General features: G+C 57.0%; 22 protein-coding genes. 4 read left to right on the top strand and 18 right to left on the bottom strand.

Annotated features, from left to right (window positions below; translation table 11 throughout):
• The first annotated feature begins 83 nt into the window (after positions 1–83).
• Positions 84–335: a helix-turn-helix domain-containing protein gene (locus ACQ4OD_RS06910; protein ID WP_094010985.1), complete on the top strand. Its 252-nt coding sequence runs from the start codon at positions 84–86 to the stop codon at positions 333–335.
• Positions 332–1,525 carry a type II toxin-antitoxin system HipA family toxin gene (locus tag ACQ4OD_RS06915; protein ID WP_430944054.1) on the top strand — a complete coding sequence of 398 codons (1,194 nt, stop codon included), beginning with the start codon at positions 332–334 and terminating at the stop codon, positions 1,523–1,525. The genes ACQ4OD_RS06910 and ACQ4OD_RS06915 overlap by 4 nt, the downstream gene beginning before the upstream one ends.
• On the opposite strand, the gene ACQ4OD_RS06920 is transcribed toward ACQ4OD_RS06915, so the two are convergent.
• From ACQ4OD_RS06920 to ACQ4OD_RS07005, 18 genes are all read right to left on the bottom strand, one after another.
• Positions 1,506–1,739, bottom strand: a complete 234-nt coding sequence (locus ACQ4OD_RS06920) for a DUF3079 domain-containing protein (protein WP_430944055.1) — start codon at positions 1,737–1,739, stop codon at positions 1,506–1,508. The two genes, ACQ4OD_RS06915 and ACQ4OD_RS06920, sit on opposite strands and share 20 nt — an antisense overlap.
• A 78-nt stretch (positions 1,740–1,817) precedes the next feature.
• Complete coding sequence (gene nirK, locus ACQ4OD_RS06925; protein ID WP_267302582.1) at positions 1,818–2,963, bottom strand: copper-containing nitrite reductase; 1,146 nt, start codon at positions 2,961–2,963, stop codon at positions 1,818–1,820.
• A 517-nt stretch (positions 2,964–3,480) separates the two neighbouring features.
• Positions 3,481–4,299, bottom strand: coding sequence for a hypothetical protein (locus tag ACQ4OD_RS06930; RefSeq protein ID WP_430944056.1), 819 nt, complete (start codon positions 4,297–4,299; stop codon positions 3,481–3,483).
• 188 nt (positions 4,300–4,487) lie between these two features.
• Complete coding sequence (locus tag ACQ4OD_RS06935) at positions 4,488–5,225, bottom strand: hypothetical protein (RefSeq protein ID WP_430944057.1); 738 nt, start codon at positions 5,223–5,225, stop codon at positions 4,488–4,490.
• Entirely contained in the window at positions 5,218–6,072 is an 855-nt protein-coding gene (locus ACQ4OD_RS06940) for a hypothetical protein (RefSeq protein ID WP_430944058.1), read from the bottom strand. Before ACQ4OD_RS06940 ends, ACQ4OD_RS06935 begins: the two co-directional genes overlap by 8 nt.
• Positions 6,073–7,458: 1,386 nt before the next feature.
• Entirely contained in the window at positions 7,459–8,778 is a 1,320-nt protein-coding gene (locus tag ACQ4OD_RS06945) for a tyrosine-type recombinase/integrase (protein ID WP_430944059.1), read from the bottom strand.
• A gap of 306 nt (positions 8,779–9,084) precedes the next feature.
• A complete protein-coding gene (locus ACQ4OD_RS06950; protein ID WP_430944060.1) occupies positions 9,085–10,257 on the bottom strand; it encodes a site-specific integrase in 1,173 nt (390 codons plus the stop codon).
• Positions 10,254–10,466 (bottom strand): DUF4224 domain-containing protein, encoded by a 213-nt coding sequence (locus ACQ4OD_RS06955; protein ID WP_430944061.1) that lies wholly within the window; start codon positions 10,464–10,466, stop codon positions 10,254–10,256. The genes ACQ4OD_RS06950 and ACQ4OD_RS06955 overlap by 4 nt, the downstream gene beginning before the upstream one ends.
• Before the next feature lie 88 nt (positions 10,467–10,554).
• Positions 10,555–10,848 carry a hypothetical protein gene (locus ACQ4OD_RS06960; protein ID WP_250164521.1) on the bottom strand — a complete coding sequence of 98 codons (294 nt, stop codon included), beginning with the start codon at positions 10,846–10,848 and terminating at the stop codon, positions 10,555–10,557.
• Between the two features lie 12 nt (positions 10,849–10,860).
• The gene (locus ACQ4OD_RS06965; RefSeq protein WP_430944062.1) at positions 10,861–11,094 is read right to left on the bottom strand and encodes a hypothetical protein; all 234 of its coding nucleotides are present in this window, start codon (positions 11,092–11,094) and stop codon (positions 10,861–10,863) included.
• Complete coding sequence (locus tag ACQ4OD_RS06970) at positions 11,091–11,495, bottom strand: DUF2528 family protein (protein ID WP_430944063.1); 405 nt, start codon at positions 11,493–11,495, stop codon at positions 11,091–11,093. Before ACQ4OD_RS06970 ends, ACQ4OD_RS06965 begins: the two co-directional genes overlap by 4 nt.
• A gap of 202 nt (positions 11,496–11,697) precedes the next feature.
• Positions 11,698–11,943: a hypothetical protein gene (locus ACQ4OD_RS06975; RefSeq protein ID WP_430944064.1), complete on the bottom strand. Its 246-nt coding sequence runs from the start codon at positions 11,941–11,943 to the stop codon at positions 11,698–11,700.
• Between the two features lie 81 nt (positions 11,944–12,024).
• Complete coding sequence (locus tag ACQ4OD_RS06980; RefSeq protein WP_430944065.1) at positions 12,025–12,288, bottom strand: hypothetical protein; 264 nt, start codon at positions 12,286–12,288, stop codon at positions 12,025–12,027.
• Between the two features lie 5 nt (positions 12,289–12,293).
• Entirely contained in the window at positions 12,294–14,984 is a 2,691-nt protein-coding gene (locus ACQ4OD_RS06985) for a toprim domain-containing protein (RefSeq protein ID WP_430944104.1), read from the bottom strand.
• Positions 14,985–14,992: 8 nt separating this feature from the next.
• Positions 14,993–15,226 (bottom strand): hypothetical protein, encoded by a 234-nt coding sequence (locus ACQ4OD_RS06990; protein WP_430944066.1) that lies wholly within the window; start codon positions 15,224–15,226, stop codon positions 14,993–14,995.
• Between the two features lie 67 nt (positions 15,227–15,293).
• Complete coding sequence (locus ACQ4OD_RS06995) at positions 15,294–15,533, bottom strand: hypothetical protein (RefSeq protein ID WP_430944067.1); 240 nt, start codon at positions 15,531–15,533, stop codon at positions 15,294–15,296.
• On the bottom strand, positions 15,530–16,009 hold the full coding sequence (locus tag ACQ4OD_RS07000) for a YmfL family putative regulatory protein (protein WP_430944068.1): 480 nt from the start codon (positions 16,007–16,009) through the stop codon (positions 15,530–15,532). Before ACQ4OD_RS07000 ends, ACQ4OD_RS06995 begins: the two co-directional genes overlap by 4 nt.
• A 29-nt stretch (positions 16,010–16,038) precedes the next feature.
• Complete coding sequence (locus tag ACQ4OD_RS07005) at positions 16,039–16,239, bottom strand: DNA-binding protein (RefSeq protein ID WP_430944069.1); 201 nt, start codon at positions 16,237–16,239, stop codon at positions 16,039–16,041.
• Between the two features lie 84 nt (positions 16,240–16,323).
• Here ACQ4OD_RS07005 and ACQ4OD_RS07010 point away from each other — a divergent pair, with 84 nt between their 5' ends.
• The gene (locus tag ACQ4OD_RS07010; protein ID WP_430944070.1) at positions 16,324–16,662 is read left to right on the top strand and encodes a helix-turn-helix domain-containing protein; all 339 of its coding nucleotides are present in this window, start codon (positions 16,324–16,326) and stop codon (positions 16,660–16,662) included.
• A gap of 88 nt (positions 16,663–16,750) precedes the next feature.
• Positions 16,751–16,933 carry a hypothetical protein gene (locus ACQ4OD_RS07015; protein WP_250164529.1) on the top strand — a complete coding sequence of 61 codons (183 nt, stop codon included), beginning with the start codon at positions 16,751–16,753 and terminating at the stop codon, positions 16,931–16,933.
• Positions 16,934–16,941: the final 8 nt, after the last annotated feature.

The following is a 16,941-nucleotide window of genomic DNA, read 5'->3' on the forward strand; positions in this document are numbered from 1 at the left end:
CTTTTTACACCGTTGATGCTGGTTGATTTTTGATCATGTTCCTTATACGTTACATTCATCTAAATTTGTCACGTATAAAGAACATGGACCACTCATTGATCGTTGAGCGCCTGGGCGCGCAGGTTCGCACGCGAAGGCTTAACCGGGGATTGACCCAGCAGGCGCTCGCAACCTTGGCCGGTATCACCCGGCAAAAGATCATTGCCATGGAGAAAGGTAGCCTGTCAGTGGCCATCGGGGCATATGCACGTGCATTGGCGGCGCTCGGCTGCGAACTGCAGGTCATAGCGGCGGTGATGCCGACGCTTGACGAAATCGAGGGGATGTTCGAATGACGCCGCTGATAGTCGCGACACCCGAGGGTGACAGTGGAGCATTGCTGACCAGTTCAGGCGACTACCTCTTCCGCTATGGCCCGCACACCGTTGCTGATGCGGCGATCAGCCTGTTGATGCCGGTCCGAACCGAGGAATACAGGTATCGCGAGCTGCATCCGGTGTTCCAGATGAACTTGCCCGAAGGGTATGTGCTCGAGCAATTGCGCAACCGCCTGGCGAAGATCGTTCAGGTCGATCCCATGCTTCTCCTGGCGTTGTCCGGCAGCAGTTCGCCGATCGGGCGTGTGCATGTCAGTTCGCAGGTAGTGGACACATTGCTGCGGCGGCAGACGTTTCCGGGAGAGAAGCTGGCGAACATTCTTTCATGGGATGGGGGAGAGGATATCTTCGCCGATCTGGTGGATCGCTACATTCTGCGCGCAGGCATTTCTGGTGTGCAGCCGAAGGTCCTGGTTCCGGAGCAACTGGACCCGTTGTCACAGCGCTTTACCTCGAAAACAGCCGAGCTGATCATCAAGAGCGGGCGCGACGAGTTCCCGGGCTTGGCGATCAACGAATTCCTGTGCATGTCGGTTGCGCAAACCTCTGGCCTGCCAGTGCCTCAATTCTTCTTGTCCGACAACGGCAAGCTGTTCGTCATGCGCCGCTTCGATCGTGACGAGCAGAACAATCCACTTGGTTTCGAAGACATGGCTGCCTTGATGGGGCTTGGCGCCGAACAGAAGTACAGCAAGAGCTACGCTGCCATTGCCAAGGCGATCCGCCTGTTCTGCGCGCCTGAGCATCTTCGGCTATCGCTGCGGCAACTGTTCGAGATGGTTGCGCTCAGCTGTATCGTCGGAAATGGTGATGCCCATCTGAAAAATTTCGGGTTGTTGTACACCGATCCTCTTCGAGGCGATGCGCGCCTGGCTCCGGCGTACGACATCGTCAATACCACGGCTTACATACCGGAAGACGTGCTGGCGCTTTCGCTATCCGGCAACAAATCCTTGTTTGCGTCGCGGCAAGGCTTGCTGGACTTCGCACCGCTTTGCGACGTGAGCAACCCGGCTGAAGTCATTCGCAATCAGCTTGAAGCATTGGAGCGAACACTGGCCAGGGAGTCCGCGCTTTGCGATCAGGCACCCAAGGTGGTTGCCGCCATCAAGGCGAGCGCGGCGCCGTTCATTCAGACTTTTGGTTGAGCGGCATTTCCTGTCCGGGCGCGGCATGCGAAGTGGCCATGGCCGCATCCAGATGATCATCGAGCTGTTCCCAATCCTCGCCGAACAACTCCACCGGGTGCATGGTCCGGTCCGCGCCATTGCCGCAGGCCAGCGCCTTGGCCGGGCAGTACAGGTCGCAGCCCCAGCAGATCCGTTCGGGATGGCTGGGGTTCGTGGGAAATCGCTTGGCCATGGTCTCCCTCCATGAAGTGGATGCCTGCGCTCAGGCTATGCCGCGCATGGCCAAGGGGCTTGATCCGGATCAATACCGCTAGCGGATCGGCCCGGGCGCCTGCACCTGCTTCATCAAGTCGTCATTCCACTGCCCCTCCACCTGCACATGCGCGGCGGCGCCGAGCATCACCGCCTCGATCAGGTTGTGGTTGAGATAGGTGTACAGGCCGGGCTGGCGGAAGGTGTACAACGCCGCCCCCGCCGCGCCGCCGGGGATGAACCAGGTCTCCAGGTTGCGCTGCGGCGGGTTGGCGAACTTGCCCGAGGCCCAGACGTAGTCGCCGTGGCCGCCGATCAGGTGCGGGCGAGTATCACGGTTGGCCTGGGAATGAACGATCAGCACGGTCTCGCCCACTTTGGCGGTAAGCGCCTGCTTGCCGGTCAGGGCACCGACGCTGCCGTTGAACACCACATGGCTGGGCACCAGCCCCTTCATCAGCTGGCTCATGTCGCCGAAGCTGGCCATGGGGTTGGCGTAGCGCTTGTACTTGCCGTCCTTGTCACGGGGGATGTAGTAGTCCTGCTCGCCGATGTACCAGGCCTTGTCGTACTGCAACGGGCGGCCTTCGGGGTCTTTCAGGCCGTCACGGGGCAGCACCATGATCGCGCCGTTCATGCCACACACCACATGCCAGGGAATCATCGCCCCGCCTGGCGCACAGTGATACACGAACACCCCGGCACGGTCGGCCTTGAAGCGCAGCACCACCTGCTCGCCAGGCTTCACATGGGTCAGCTCACCGCCGCCGAGGGCGCCGGTGGAGGCGTGGAAGTCGATGTTGTGCATCATGCTGTTGCTGGCCGGGTTGACCAGCGTCAGCTCCACGTAGTCGCCTTCGTGCACCACCATCAGCGGGCCGGGCACCGAGCCGTTGAAGGTCATGGCGTGGATATAGGCACCGGCGCTGTCGACAGCCAGTTCCTTCTCCTCGATGACCATGCGGAACTCGACAATGCGCGGCTTGCCGGGAGCGCGCTGGCTGTGAGGGTGCACCTGCGGCGGCGCCACCAGTTCGACGCTCACCCGCTCCAGTTTCGCCAGGTCAGGCACCGGGCCGGCGGCGGGTGAAGCGGTAGCGGCCTGGGCCAGGCCACTGCCAAGCGCCGAGGCACCGACGCCCAGCAACACAGTGCCGGCCAGCATGCCACGCCGGGTCAGGGACACGCCTTCTTGCTCGTTCATGGGACTTCTCCTTAAGTCGACGAAAGTCGTCGGGCACAGGAATAGCCGCTTTGAAAGTAGGGTTTATTGAGCGAAAACAAGAAGTGGAGAGGGTGGACAATGTGTCGCAGGAGCGGAAACGAAAAAGCCCCGACATTCGTCGAGGCTTTTGAGGATGGTGCGGCACCAGGAGTCGAAAAATTACATAAACATATGTTTTTTTTGACTATTTAGATTTATGGCGGATTGGCTACCTCTAAAGGTACCCTTATGCACATGTCCGCTCTTGGTCTCTAGAAATATTCAGGGTGACGGAGGCATTAATTGTTAGTCGTATTTATGTGGTCACTGATATTGCAACTAGCCTAACTAAGAGCAGCTAAATTTTGGTTTTTGATGAAAAGTAATTTTTGCCAGCTATGCTGAATCTATTTAGCTATAGCATTGAGTGCTCCAGCATCCCATCCCTCTAATTTCCTGCCGGATTCAGAGGGGTGGTGTGGCGACTAAGCTGTTGCTCGACTGCTTCTTTCGTATTTTAGCTGTCGATGAGCTCAAACTTTAAAGGACTCTCTTTGTCAAACTGCTGCAGAAGGTCAATTATCTTTACCCTCGGAACGCCGACTATTTTGTTGTCTTTCCTGTATTCTATACCTATGCCTGCAAATCTAAAGGTATCATCAATGGTGCTTTTCATTTTCTGATCTTTAGCAAAAAAATACATGGCGCCACCGCTCATTCCTGCCGGATGGGGAGCCATGCTAACAGGGCCAGCATATTTTAAGCTGCTGTTTTCGCGGACGTATTTTCCAGTAATTTCTGCATTGTTATTGGTAATTATTTTTGAACAGATAGAAAAATACTTCCCACTTGTAAAATAAAGACCGTCGCCTCCATCTACAATGTATTGCGAGGCCAAAGACTCTGAGGATTTTGATTTGTGAATTTTTTTCGACTTAGATTTGCTCGCTGGGAAGCCGATCCAGGCAAACTTGTTTTTATCAAAACCATTTAAGCTGCTGAGGTTAAGGTTGAAATAGTTTTTTCCCTCAAAAGCGACATTGAAATGGTCGATTATAGCAATGTCTTCTTGTTCGAATATCTTGTGGCCGATAGCGCTTTCGCAAAGCTTGTAGAACGAACCATTTGTCATGAGTGTATAAAGGCGATCAATTGATACGCTCCCAGACAAAGCATGTGCAGCAAACAAAATATAATGGTGTTGATTGTACTTGGCTAGAGTGCCTGTAGACGAAAATTCATAATTCCCCAAGCTGTCCTTTATATATATTGGGATCACATGGCGCTGTGCATTCCTATCGTAATTATCTGACTGGTAATTAAATTTTTCGACCATTTAAGTTATCCTTCCAATTTATAAGCAATTCTTCTTGCTTCAGGTCTGTGAAAACGGGCATTAACTCAAGAGTGTCTTAATTTATAAAAGGCTCTCAGTTCGAAGCTATGCCTGGGGTTAGGGCAGAATATAGTCATGGTTCTATCTGGTGTTGGTTTTATTTGTGTTAAATCGTGTGTGCTTATTCTTCAGTAAAGCTCATAGTCTAAGCCGGTTTCTTTTAGCACGGCATTAAATTCAGCGTTGGATTTTAAGTATTCGGTAGAGGGGTACTCCAGGAACTGCGCACTCATCATCACGAGTCGTAGCAAAGAAAAATCTGTAAAGTTAATTAGAGTTAAATAGTGTGCGGCTCTATCTTCTGGGGAAAAGCCGTTAGTATTGTTTAGTTTTTCGGAAATCATTTTTACCATGTTGTAGAATACTCTTGTTGCTCCGAATATTTGATCGGTGCTGTCTATCTCCTCAAGGTATACTGTGGCGTCATTGGAGTTTCCAGATTCGTTTCGTAATGTTTCGATTGCATCTTCTAACATGATTATCGCTTCGGCGCCATATTTTGTTATTGTCGTACCTCCTTCCTCGAATTCTAATTTAAATGTGCTCAGTGAGGCGCGCTGAGAGTCAATCATGTTGAACAGTTGTACTTCAAATGAACGTAGTTTTTCAGACTTTCTCGTTTCGCTTATCTCATGTCTAAGGTCTTGGTTTGCTTGATTTTGTAAGGTTAGTGATTTTATGAGGAGCACAAGCGAGATAAAACTTAGCATGGGGTTCAGCAGACCGCCGAAATAGTCACCGAGCTGCCCCCAAACGGCTGGGTCATTTGATATGCCGTATTTCAGTTCAAAGTAAAAATGAAATACATATGAAGCGATAACGCCAAGAAGTAATAGCGCCGCCGCTGTTGCATATCTGTTAATCATTGTAAAAGCCCGTAACTATATATTTGACGATTTTTCCGTCTCGAAGCATAATGGGCCTGGCAATGACTTTCAAGAACTTCCATTTATCACTATCGATTCCGTTGTTGTAGTCAAGGTTTTCGGAGAATTTCTTCTTGGCTTCAAGCCTCACCTCTTTGTATTCAATTCCAAACCCAAATGCGACTGTTTCTTCTGCGCCTTTCAGGAGAAGTCTTCCATTCCCAGTGTTAATATTTAATCTGGTAATGCTTGCGACAATGTCCGTGGTTTTTTCGGATTCCTTAGCCTGTAGAGCCAAAACCGTGGTTTTGTTAAAGTTGGCAATCACCAGCTTTTCATTCAAGCTCTTTCTGTATCTGATTTTTACATCGTGATCAAAGGTTGTTGATACTTTATGGATGTTTTCCATGGATGAGATGCGCAGCTTTTTTATTAGAGCTTCAGCAGTGCCACCTAAATTATCGACAATTTTTTGAGCTTTTGTAGAAAGCTCGGGAGACTCAAGGTAAAGAGACTCTTTCATGAAGTAGGACATTAGCTCGATAAATATAGGGTTTCCAATTTTTTTGTATTCTTTGAGTAATTCTTCGTCAGAGATCTCAACTGAAAAAATCTGTCCGTAAGACCCTTTAAAAGTTTTCTTTAATATTGTTCTTACACTGCGTGCCCCTCGATGCCTTTGAGAAACTTTTCCGGTAACAAGAGTTTCTACAATGCTCAGAGTTGCCTCGGAAGCTCCTTGAAGTGTCTCTAGTCCTGCCTTCATATCTACTTCGTAATCTTGTGTGTCAATAACAATATCTAGATTTGGTAGCATATTTTTCCCAGTTAATAAGAATGGCTTCAAGTATATTTTTTAGTCGAGTGCAGTGACTTTTCCCGGAGCAGTCTACGGCTGGTGGCGGTTTGCCATCTTGGCATTTATACCTCACTGAGCGTACAAGTGCACGTGGTAGATACTTGATTTTGACAAGCCTCTCTAGTCAACAGCGAGAAAAATGCGGTACTAATCAAAGTCACAAGTGTTTTCGGCAGGTCGTCTCTGTGTTTGTGCGGATTAGACCTACCAGAATTTTCAATCCTTTCCCCTAGGGGGCGTGAATTTGCTTAGTCATTAGTGCTGACACGGGGCATACGGGGGCGTCGCAAAGTCCGCAAGGTTTCACCACAAATTTCAGGTAATTATTGCATTAATGCCCGCTGCCGGGCTGGCGCTATGCTATGAGTTCAGCGCGTGCGCGTCCTGCCTTATCCACTTTCCAGACGTAGCCAAAATTACGGCCATCACGTTACCCTCCAGTGTCATATCGGTCACCTCATCCTCGCTCTCCAGTCTTCGCCCCACGTCATCCCGCCAAGAATGCTGAGTGTTATCAGGGATCAAGGCCCCTGCGACCTGTGGGGATGTCCTCTAACGTGGGACTGGCGGCTCCTTACGTCCGGGAGCAAGGGCATCTCATGATCTGGCCTCCTGAGCACCGTTACCGGTGGGCGGGTGGAGGCTGCATTGGCTGACGAGACCAGTGCCGCGAGATCCTGAGCCAGGTGCAAGCAGCAATGCGATGACTGGGGCATGCCTGACTGTCAGTCAGGTGCAGTCCATTCCCTGGTCTGCGGCACCATCATCTACATGGCTGTTGCTGGTGACATCGGCGTTTGTCACGCCGATTGTCACGAGGGGAATTGCCGCAAAGCCATGTGCGATGAGGGCTGCAGCAGCGGTAGGAGCGCCCGTCTCTTTCCAGAAGAAAGAGACGGGCACAGGTTGGCGCAATATTCGGCCAAGCGGATAGGTTGCTGCAGGGCAGCGAGGTACGGTGTATCTGGCGCACGAACGCTATATGTTTAAGAGCATCCCTCACATGGGTAGTGCCTGGGCGAGCTGCCGAATGCTAATCGCCCTTGGGGAGAACCACCGTGGGAGCGGCGTGACCTTGTAGGTTCGGGTCACCTGGGTGCTTTCATCGACAGCGCTTGCAACTCCCGGTCTACTCCTGTGGACAATATTCGTCAAGCAAAGCGATTTCAGGGATTTAGCGCCTGTGGATAAAACTATCCCCCGGTGGACATCGGTGGTTTTCCACAAACGTACTCTGTGCCAGCAGTTTTTTCTTAGGTATGGTCCTTCCAAACGGGGCGGCTTTGCAGCCCCGTTTGAAAGGGCCCGCGCGGAGGAGCTTCATGCGGTGCTGTGGGTAACTTCACAGCGAGTTTGATGCGGTGGTGCGGCGGGTTACTCGGTCCTCTTGGCACTGCGAAGGCGCGTGACGTTCTCGCCCGTTTGCTTGGCAAACTCATGCGGCGTCACATGGTCCTCGCGGTTCGCCTCCAGAAACCGGCTCCACCAGGTCATGATCATCCGGCGCTCTTCGAGGAACTCGGCCTTGTGGGTATAGGCGGCGCGCACGTTGTTGCGTTCCTTGTGGCTCATCTGTCGCTCGATGGCCGTCTCTGACCACAGCCCGGACTCGACCAGCGCACTGCACGCCATGGCTCGGAACCCGTGGCCGCAGATATCCACCTTGGTGTCGTAGCCCATCGTCCTGAGCGCGGCATTCACCGTGTTCTCGGACATCGGTTTCCACGGCTTGGCATCCCCCGCGAACACCAGCTCGAACTTGCCGGTGATCGCGTGGATCTGCTCGAGCAAGTCCACGGCTTGCAGCGATAAGGGTACAACGTGAATGTCCCCGGCCATCTTCGTACCCCTTGTGGAAAAGGGCACTCCGTCCAGCGCCGGGCGGGTGTCGGGGATCTCCCAGATTCCGCGCTTGAGGTCGAACTCATTCCAACGGGCGAAGCGCAGTTCGCTGGAGCGTACGAATACATGCAACGACAGCATCACCGTGAGGCGCGTGAGCGGGCGGCCTCTGTAGTCCTCGATGCATGCCAATAGCTCTGGGAGTCGCGATAGGGGTAGTGTGGGTCGGTGAGTGACCCGTGGTGTCTTGATCGAGCCATCGAGGTCGTGAGCCGGGTTCGCCGTGATCAGTCGTAGCCGTTTGGCTTCACGCATGATGCTTTGCAGGTAGTTCTTGATCCTGAGCGCCACGTCGATGGTGCCGCGCTTCGTCACGGCTTCCAGTGGCTGCATGAGGTCGTGGGTGTCCAGCTCAACGATTGCTCTGGCACCGATTAAAGGGAACACATGGGTCTTCAATCGGCTGAGCACCGTCTTGGCGTGGCCGGGCGCCCACTTCGGCACCATGCTCGCATACCAGTCGAGCGCAACGCTTTCGAAGGTGCGGCCGTTGATCACGGCTTGGGTCTTGGTTTGTTGCTTGTACTGGATGGGGTCTATGCCATTGGCGAGCTGCTGCTTGATCTCGAAGCGCTTGCGGCGGGCGTCGCCCAGGCCAACCACCGGATAACTGCCGAGGGCAGTCAGGCCTTCGCGGCCATCGGGTTTCACGTACCTGAGCCGCCAGCCTTTGCGGCCGTTGGGTTGCACAAGCAGGTAAAGACCGTCGCCGTCGAAGAGCTTGTACTCGCGCTCTCTGGGCTTTGCCGTGCGACAGGCGGTGTCTGTAAGGGGGGCAGTGGTGCGGGCCATAAGGGTAGTCTCCGATATCGAAACGGACCTCTATCCTTAAAACTACCCTTATTAGCGCTGGCTACCCTCGGAATCCGACGGAACGCCAAAACGAAAAAAACCGCCAGAAGGCGGGTTTTTCGGGGGTTCCAGAGATTTTAAAAGCTTTCTATGGAACCTTGAATGGTGCCGGCACCAGGAATCGAACCCGGGACCTACTGATTACAAGGCACCTACGCACAACAATAAAATCAAGGGCTTAGGTCGCATCCTTGTTACGTACGGCCACCCGAAAACCCTATGTTTTCAGGGCAGTGCGTGCGCTTGTTACGCATGGGGGAGAGGGGGAGTATCGGAGGGATTCACCAGGGGTAGGCCAAGGTCGTAGATGTCCAGCATTGACTCGTTGCGGTGCCCGCTGGCCTGTTGCTTGTCGGCCCGCGTACCTGGTGTGTCGGTGATGCCACGGCGTTTGAGGTCGTGCAGGCCGTAGCGCTGCTCCTCAAGGAGAACACCGGCCGCGATCGCCTTGGCCATGAAGCGCTGCCAGGCCGTGTCCAGGCCTGACTTGCTCAGTGCCGTGCCGTGGCTGCTTACGATGAGAGGACGTCGTCCAGGGTGAAGGTGGACAGGGATGTTGCGCTGAGCCCAGATCGCGGCGCGCTGGGCCTTCGCCTCGTCCCACACGGCGCGCAAACGCGGCGTCCAGCGGACGATATTGTCGCGGCTGCCCTTCCGGCGGTTCGTCAGTACACCTTCTTCGAGTTCGTTGGCATCAGTGAGGGTCACGACCTCAATGCCGCGAAGCCGGCACAAATATGCCAGCTCCATCACGGTGCTGAGGTATGAGGGGCAACTGCCAGGCTCATTACGGTGCAGCCTGCCCAGTGCCTTTGCCCGATCGATCAAGGCGTCCATTACGTCAGCTGCAGGAAGGCGGCGCTGCTTTCGCTCGGTTGGCGCTTCGACGCCCTGAGCGGGATTGCTGTCCAGGTTTCCTATGCCACGGTTGCGGCCCCACTGCAGCACCAGGCGCAGGTACCTGAGCACGTGGGCTGCTTTCGATGGGGTGCCCTCGCCGGCGATCTTGTCCACCAGGCGCTGCACCAGGGCGGGGGAGAAACCGCGAACGGCGAGTTCGCCAAGCGGCTTACCCATTCTGGTGTTCTGGTTGGTCAGCACCTCACGGCAGTACGTGTAGTCGTCTTGGGTGCGGGAGGAGAGCCCCTTGAACTTAGGGCTCTCGTGGTACTGCTGGCACAAGTAATTCAGGGTGTCCCGGGCTGGGTTGCTGGCTTCGTCCATGATGCGGTGCAGCTCGGCCAGCGTTGCGTCGGCCGGTGCAACGTTGTGCCGGCGCTGCTTGCCTTCTTCATCACGGTACGAGGTGTACCAGATCCCGTTTCCACGGTGGTCAAAGTAAATAGCCGCGGGGAGCGCGGCTTGGTCGATGTGGCTGGGGATGTGCGGATTGTGCTTCCGCTTGCGGGCCTTCTTCATAGGATGTCAGCGTCGTATCGCTCCGGGTGGCCTGGCCCTACGCCGGCGGCACGGTTGATCAAATCAATGGTAGTCCAGGGGCCGGTTTTGCCCCGGAACATGCGAATACCCTGTTCGACCAGGTTTCGCTCTACGTCCGATCGGCGCTGGTAGCCGGTGATCCGTTGCAGGTCCTCGAAGCTGAGAACGTCGGTGGTTGCATGCCCCATGTTGTGTCTCGCAAAAGCACCCGCCGGCATTGTGGTTCAACACCGGCGGGGTCGTTATTAGAAGTTGTGAGCAGATTTTCTAGTGTTGTTACGTCGGGCTTGCGCAGGGGCACAGCGGTATCACTGGCTCGCCGGTCTCGCTGGAGTCGCGTTCTGCAGCGGCTTTGCTCCACCAGATGGCTGAGCCAACGAGCCACGCAATAGCCTCGCCAGGTTGCTGAGCCGCTGGTGCTTCTGGAGCTGCTGCAGTCATTGCTTCGTAGATGGCGAACAGGCTGTTACAGCCGGTGCGTTCGAGGTATTCCCGGGCCGCATCGGCTCCGGCGCGCTCCATGGCCTGGTTCGCTTTGGTCGGCAGAGTTTTCCACTGAACAGAGGTCATGATGGTGTTCCCTCAGCTGTTGCGCTGGATGGTGTATTGGACATGGGGGTCGGTGCTGCTGCGGCTCGCGGCGAATAGATCCGGCTGGGCCACCTCAAGGCCAAGCTTGTTGGCCAGAGCACGGGCTGCGGTTTCGGCGCTGATCGAGCTGCTGGCGGTGGCCTTCTCGCCACGCGCCCGGGCTGTGTAAGCGCCGGCGCTGAGGCGGACGGTGATAACCAGGTCGTCGGTCTTCTGAGTCGTCACGGGCTCACCTCCGACACTGCAACGTCATTGAAATCGGGCACTTGGACATAAGCCCCCACAACCCGGATCCCGCACCAACCGAAGTCGTCCACCTCGCTCTCGCCGCCCCAGCCCTCGCCGTTGTGCAATTTTTTGCTGGTCTGCTGGCAGTACCACTTCTCTCCGTCGCCGAAGTCGGCACCTCGATCTACGAGCATTTCGCACATCACTTCGTGGCCGGCCATTCGGATGACGGTTTGCACCAGGTCCCCGTCCTGTTCCTCAAGGCGGTCATCAGCACCAGTCCAGAAGCTGTTGATCTGCTGAGCGCGCTCTGTTGTCAGGCGTTTTAGGTCGACCTCGAGCGTCACCTCGTAGCCCTTCCAGGTGTCCTTTACCTTGTAGCGTTTGATGTTGGTCATTTCGCATGCTTCCTACGGAGTGGTTCGCGCTTGTCGCGGTGGGACGCGCAGTGGTTGGTCTGGCGAAACTCGGTGCAGATCACAACGATGTCGGCGCCGTCGCGCCGGTGAACCGGCATTGAGTCGAAGGGGAGGCCTGTGCAGTCAGCGTCGCGCTTTGCGCAGCCGTCACAGCGGACCCTCCTCGGGTAGAAGGTGGCGTTCATTCGGGCCTCCTGCCGTAGCGGGCGATCAGGTTGGCAACGAGCTGGGCTTCTGCGCCGTCGAGCACGCCCAGGCGGCGGGCCATGTCGGCGGCGCCCTCAAGGCGGGCACGGCTGTCGGCGGTGCGGTGCACCTGGTGGTCGATCAGGGCGGCGCCGACAACGCCAATGGCCAGCAGGCGCGGGCTGTGAGACGGCCCAGCTGTGGTAGGATCTGCGGTGCCGCTGCGTTGGTTATGGTTCATAGATCGTTCCTCTGTGGTGGTTTGGCGTCGAGGAGCTGCAATCTCCTCGGCGCCGTTTTTCTACCGGCCTACGCCGGCCTTTCACCTGTCGGCGCTTCCACGCCGTACTAGGTAAATCTCCAAACCCTGCAGCTCGCCGTCGTCGTGAAGGCAGCTCCATTCCAGAACCGCTTGGACCTGAGCCGGCGAACAGGCCAACACCAGAATCTCCCGCTCACCACGGCCAGCACGCACTTCCAAGATGTCCAGCAGGCCTTCTACGGCGTAGGCGTCGGCCTGGACGATCGGCAGCCGGCGATCTGCTGCCGTACCTGGTCGTGGGCTGGTGATAACTTGCACGTCCATCGCGGTTACTCCCGGAAGATGAAGCAGCGAACGGTCGGCGGAATGCTGGCGGTGGGCGCTGCGAGCTGCTGGCGGGCCCGAATGGCGCTCTCGACCCGCTTCTGGTCAGCCAGGCACTGGTGGGTGCGGCAGTCCTTGAGCAGACGGCGCAGGGTGCCCAGCTCGGGGATCCGCTGGCGGTACTCGGTGGCCACCTGCTGAAACTGGTTGAGGTTGATGGCGATTTCGCCGGGTTTCTTGCTGTGGTTGACCAGCGGGGCCTCGGGCAGCGATTCCAGGAAGTCGTAAACCTGCCAGAACTCGTTCACCTCTTTCGGGTCAGTGGTGATCGCGGCCTGGCGCTCGCTGGCGGCTTTGACCACGTACTTGCGGCAGGCCTGAACCATGTGGTCCGGCACGTTGATCACCAGCTGCAGGCAGTCCACCAGGGCCAGCATCATGGCGTGGTTCTTGATGACCCGATCGGAGGTCAGCTTGCGGCTGGCCCACAGCTCTGCACGGTACTTGGGGTACAGCTCAGCGAAGCGCTTAAGCACCTGCTGTTCGGCGCGCATGGCCTTGACCATGAAGTGGCTGACGTCTTCAAGCTCGGTCTGGACGATCGCGTCAGCGGCCCGGCGGCTGTCGTCAGTGATCGTCGGCTTGAGGAACGGCAGGCGGAAGATCCGGCTGATGATGGCCTCGTGGCCCGTGACGATGGCGTTCTGCGCGATCACGATCGAGGAGCGGAACGGCGGCTCATAGGTGTCGTTGCTGTTCGATTTCACGCCCCGGGTACGCAGGGTGCCGCCACCGTAGAAGTCTTTGAACTGGTCCCACTCGAAGGCCTTGGCGTTGTCTTCGTTGGTGTTGCGGTCGGCCTCGAGCAGTACCAGCGGAAGGTTGGCCACCTGGCCCATAGCGCGGCTCAAGCCGGAGAACGAGCTTTTGGCGGGGTCGAAGCCCTCGTACAGCCGACCGAACAGCTTCCACAGGAACTTGATCAGCGTGGTCTTGCCCGAATCCGGCTCACCCGACATTTCTAGGAACGGGAAGCTCTCGTGTTCGGCGCGGATCTGCTCGGCGAACAGGGAGCCAAACCAGTACGTCAGGGCGAGCACGCCGTTCTCACCGAAGCAGGTCCACAGGTTTTTCAACCAGGCTTCGCTGTAGCCCTTGGCGTCCAAGGCGTTCTTGATCTTCACGGATTTCATGAGGCACTTGACCTTGTGCTTGCCGAACTCGAAGTAGTCTTCGTCGTTGGCCTTGTAGATGGCGCCGTTGTGAATGGCGATGTCGTTGAAGATGTAGGCTTGGTGCTCGCGGCTGTAGCCCAGGAAGTCGATCGTCTCGACGGTCTTGAGGCCTTCGGTCTGCCGCAGGATGATCTGGTCCAGGTGCTTCTGAGTGCCGAGCCAGGTGGCGCCGGAGTACATCAGGCGGGTCTTGAACTCGCTGCTCGAGGCGATCTGCTTGGGCGTGAAGGTGTAGTTCGCGCCGTTGTCGTCCCGGGTGCCGGTTACTTGGAAGTAGAACCAGGCCTCGTTCGTGACGTCGCTCACCTGCTTGTAAAGCGCCTGGAAACTGCAGTTGGCCAGCAGCTTCAACGAGCAGAGGGTCTTGAGCACATCCTGGCGCTCCTCGTCGTCGTCCTGGTCCTGGCTGGCTGCCAGCTTCTTCTTTTGCTCATCCTCGAGCTTGGACAGGTCGAACTTGGCCCAATAGGTCTGGTTGCCGTATTCAAAGGCGAACTCGGTGAACCCCTCGTCCCACATGTACATCAGCAGGGCCTTCTCCCGGGCTGAACTGGCCAGCAGCAGGTCACCCTCGTGGCGTGCGGCGTCCAGGTCACGCTTGCGCTTGTGGTTGCGGGCGTGGCCCTCGTCTTCGAACTGCCAGCGCTGGTGCAGATCGTTCCAATCGACCTTGCGGTCTCGCTGGGGGATCAGTGCAGCCTTGCACTCGAAGCCCAGTTCGGTGGCCTGTTTCGCCCAGCGCTGCAGGTAGCCGCGGGCGGTCGGCTCGTTGTCCAGGGCCCAGACCAGGGTGGGCAGGTCGCCACGGCGCTGCTCGGCCAGCTGCTTCAAGGCCTCAATGGGAAAGTTCACGCTGGACATGGCCGAGACTGCATCGATGCCGTTCTGCAGCAGAGCCACGGCGTCGAAGATGCCTTCCACGATCCACAGTTCGCTGACCTTGCTGAGATCGAGGCTGGGAGGGCACCACCACTGCCCTTGGGCGCTGTACTTGAACTTGAACCGCGCCTTCATCTTGCCGAAGCGCGCAGGGCGGTCGATCAGGCGTTCCCACCAGCCGTCGTTGGGCAGGGGGAAGCGGATCGTGGCGCTGGACTCGCCTGTTTCCTGATTGACGTAGCTTTCCTGGGTGAACCAGCCGGTCATCTTCCAGCTGTCCAGCCCACGGGCGAACTCCAGGTACGAGCGAACGGTGGCGTTCGGGTCGCTCTCGGTGGCCGGGGCACGCTTGCTCCAGTCCTCGAACAGGTCTTCGTACAGGTCCTTGACGTGCTCGATGTGGCCGCAGCGCTCGGGGCGACCACAGCGGATCTGCCAGGGGCGGTCATAGCGTGCGTACAGCTCTTTCTTGCTGCAGGCAGGGCAAGTGCCGCCCCGCATGTAGTCTGTTCCAACGCGATGCTTGAGCCCGAAATCGCTTTCGAGCCGCTGCAGAACTTGGGAGAGGATATCTTCGTTCATCATCAGGATTACTTCGCAGTTTTGAGGCTGTAGGTCAGCGCGCCGATCAGCCGGCGTTGTGCGCCCATGGCGGGATTTTTCTGGACGATTGCGGTGTGCCGGTCTTCCGCCGGGACGTAGCGGTACGTGTCGGCGTACCAGTGCTCGTTCAGGGCGGCGCTGTAGTCCGATTTGAGGGAAGCCAGCAGGGCGTTGGCCTGTTCGGGGCTCATTTCCGCTGTGATTACCACCTTGTTCTCCATGAAAACCTCGACTTCGGACGCAACTCACCCAAACCCACGGAAAGCGGGGTGGGGCGATGTGTAGGGGTTAGGTGCGCGCTGCGCGGGGTGGCGAGCGATCAGCTGCGCCAAGGCCAAGGTCAGTCATGGCCAGGTACACGGCCTTTTCAGCCGTTGGGTCGGAAACGTTGTGGTCTGCCACCAGGTGGCAAACGGCGCGCGTGAACAGCTGGTTGTCGCCGCTCAGGTGTTCGGCCTGGTGGCGTTGCAGGTAGTGGCGGGCGGACCACTGGAGCACGTCCTGGTAGTCGGTCGGCTGGATGTTCATGCTGCAGCCCCCGCACGGGCGCGGTGCAGCGCGATGGCCGACAGGACCTCGGTGTGGCGGGCCGACATGTGGGCTTCGTGGGCTCGCAGGATCTCGTCGGCTTCGGCTTGGGAAATCGATCCATCCGCTAGGGCCTTGGCGATCTCCAGATCAACAGCGCCGCGCTTCGCGGAGGTGTTCATCGACATGGCGTAAAGCTCGAGGTTGTCCAGCGCATCGACGTCAGCGACATGCACGAAGATTCCACCGTAGAGCGAGGCGATGTAGTCCGGCAGGTGGGTGGTGCCGAGTTTGGCCTCCAGCTGGCGGATCTGGACGTCATGGAGAGGGCGGGAGTGCCCGTTCTCGTAGGCGTAGTTGTCGAACTGCTTAAGTTTCAGGCCGAGGTGAGCAGCTGCCTGGACGCGACCGCCTGGGTAGGCGCGGATGATCTCCTTCATCACGTCTTTCCGGGTCTTGAGAAGTGAACGATTCATGTTCTGATTTTCCCTGGTGGCCACTGGCCTTAGTCTTCAATCACGCCGTCTTTGATACCGAGTAGTACCGCTGCACGGTGTGCCTCCCCCCGAAGTCCCTTGATGCGGCCTGCCAGCAGGCCGCTGACCAAATTTTTGTTCAAACCATGAATCCTACTGAACTTGGCAATGCTCATCCCCTTTCGATCAAGCGAAGCGCGGGCTTGCTCAGGCGTAACTGGCGCGGGCATAGTGTTTGTTCCTGTTTGTTTGTGTTCGTCTGTGGTGATTCTTGGTCAGAAAAATGTTCAAGTCAAGGTGTTGTGGTCAAAAAAATGCTAATCGCTGACGGAGTGGGCAATAGGCTCAGGGAAGAGCGTGAGCGTTTGGGGCTATCGCAGGAGGAGTTCGGTATTCGCGTTGGTGTAAGCCGCGGAACGCAGAAGAAGTACGAGCTGGGTACCGGGTCGAGCTCCATGGACTTGAAGTACTTGGCTGCACTAGAGGCCTTCGGTGTGGACACTACCTACATAGTGACGGCTTCGCGCACCTTGGCCGCCGGATTGCCCAGCGAGGAGTCCGTACTCCTGGAGCAATATCGCGCTATCCCCGAGCAGGACCAGCGGGCCCTGCGCCGCTTCCTGAAAGCCATGTTCGACGATGCTAGCCAGTGAGCTTTTAGCCATTCGTCATGTCCCCGTGTAAAGCCCAACTGTAGCCCTGTTAACTCCTGATTCACTTTGCATATCAAGGAGTTAGCAAATGTTGAATTTGGCAGTAGCTGAGCAGGATTGCGTCGACCAGGTCGAGTTTCAGTGGGTTGGTCTGAGCGAGAACGAACGCCGGTTGATCGGTTGTTTTCGCCAGATGGCTGAACGCGAGCGGCACCAGGTGCGGCGCCTGATTGACCAGTTGGCCAAGCACCCCGACGACCCTGAGTCCTGACCCACTCA

This window comes from Pseudomonas sp. WC1, from assembly GCF_050586565.1.
Lineage (GTDB): Bacteria > Pseudomonadota > Gammaproteobacteria > Pseudomonadales > Pseudomonadaceae > Aquipseudomonas.

Coding starts and splice junctions, on each gene's coding strand:
- ACQ4OD_RS06910 (WP_094010985.1), top strand. CDS start 84: ATGGACCACTCATTGATCGTTGAGCGCCTGGGCGCGCAGGTTCGCACG.
- ACQ4OD_RS06915 (WP_430944054.1), top strand. CDS start 332: ATGACGCCGCTGATAGTCGCGACACCCGAGGGTGACAGTGGAGCATTG.
- ACQ4OD_RS06920 (WP_430944055.1), bottom strand. CDS start 1,739: ATGGCCAAGCGATTTCCCACGAACCCCAGCCATCCCGAACGGATCTGC.
- nirK (WP_267302582.1), bottom strand. CDS start 2,963: ATGAACGAGCAAGAAGGCGTGTCCCTGACCCGGCGTGGCATGCTGGCC.
- ACQ4OD_RS06930 (WP_430944056.1), bottom strand. CDS start 4,299: ATGGTCGAAAAATTTAATTACCAGTCAGATAATTACGATAGGAATGCA.
- ACQ4OD_RS06935 (WP_430944057.1), bottom strand. CDS start 5,225: ATGATTAACAGATATGCAACAGCGGCGGCGCTATTACTTCTTGGCGTT.
- ACQ4OD_RS06945 (WP_430944059.1), bottom strand. CDS start 8,778: ATGGCCCGCACCACTGCCCCCCTTACAGACACCGCCTGTCGCACGGCA.
- ACQ4OD_RS06950 (WP_430944060.1), bottom strand. CDS start 10,257: ATGAAGAAGGCCCGCAAGCGGAAGCACAATCCGCACATCCCCAGCCAC.
- ACQ4OD_RS06955 (WP_430944061.1), bottom strand. CDS start 10,466: ATGGGGCATGCAACCACCGACGTTCTCAGCTTCGAGGACCTGCAACGG.
- ACQ4OD_RS06960 (WP_250164521.1), bottom strand. CDS start 10,848: ATGACCTCTGTTCAGTGGAAAACTCTGCCGACCAAAGCGAACCAGGCC.
- ACQ4OD_RS06970 (WP_430944063.1), bottom strand. CDS start 11,495: ATGACCAACATCAAACGCTACAAGGTAAAGGACACCTGGAAGGGCTAC.
- ACQ4OD_RS06975 (WP_430944064.1), bottom strand. CDS start 11,943: ATGAACCATAACCAACGCAGCGGCACCGCAGATCCTACCACAGCTGGG.
- ACQ4OD_RS06980 (WP_430944065.1), bottom strand. CDS start 12,288: ATGGACGTGCAAGTTATCACCAGCCCACGACCAGGTACGGCAGCAGAT.
- ACQ4OD_RS06985 (WP_430944104.1), bottom strand. CDS start 14,984: ATGAACGAAGATATCCTCTCCCAAGTTCTGCAGCGGCTCGAAAGCGAT.
- ACQ4OD_RS06990 (WP_430944066.1), bottom strand. CDS start 15,226: ATGGAGAACAAGGTGGTAATCACAGCGGAAATGAGCCCCGAACAGGCC.
- ACQ4OD_RS06995 (WP_430944067.1), bottom strand. CDS start 15,533: ATGAACATCCAGCCGACCGACTACCAGGACGTGCTCCAGTGGTCCGCC.
- ACQ4OD_RS07000 (WP_430944068.1), bottom strand. CDS start 16,009: ATGAATCGTTCACTTCTCAAGACCCGGAAAGACGTGATGAAGGAGATC.
- ACQ4OD_RS07005 (WP_430944069.1), bottom strand. CDS start 16,239: ATGCCCGCGCCAGTTACGCCTGAGCAAGCCCGCGCTTCGCTTGATCGA.
- ACQ4OD_RS07010 (WP_430944070.1), top strand. CDS start 16,324: ATGCTAATCGCTGACGGAGTGGGCAATAGGCTCAGGGAAGAGCGTGAG.
- ACQ4OD_RS07015 (WP_250164529.1), top strand. CDS start 16,751: ATGTTGAATTTGGCAGTAGCTGAGCAGGATTGCGTCGACCAGGTCGAG.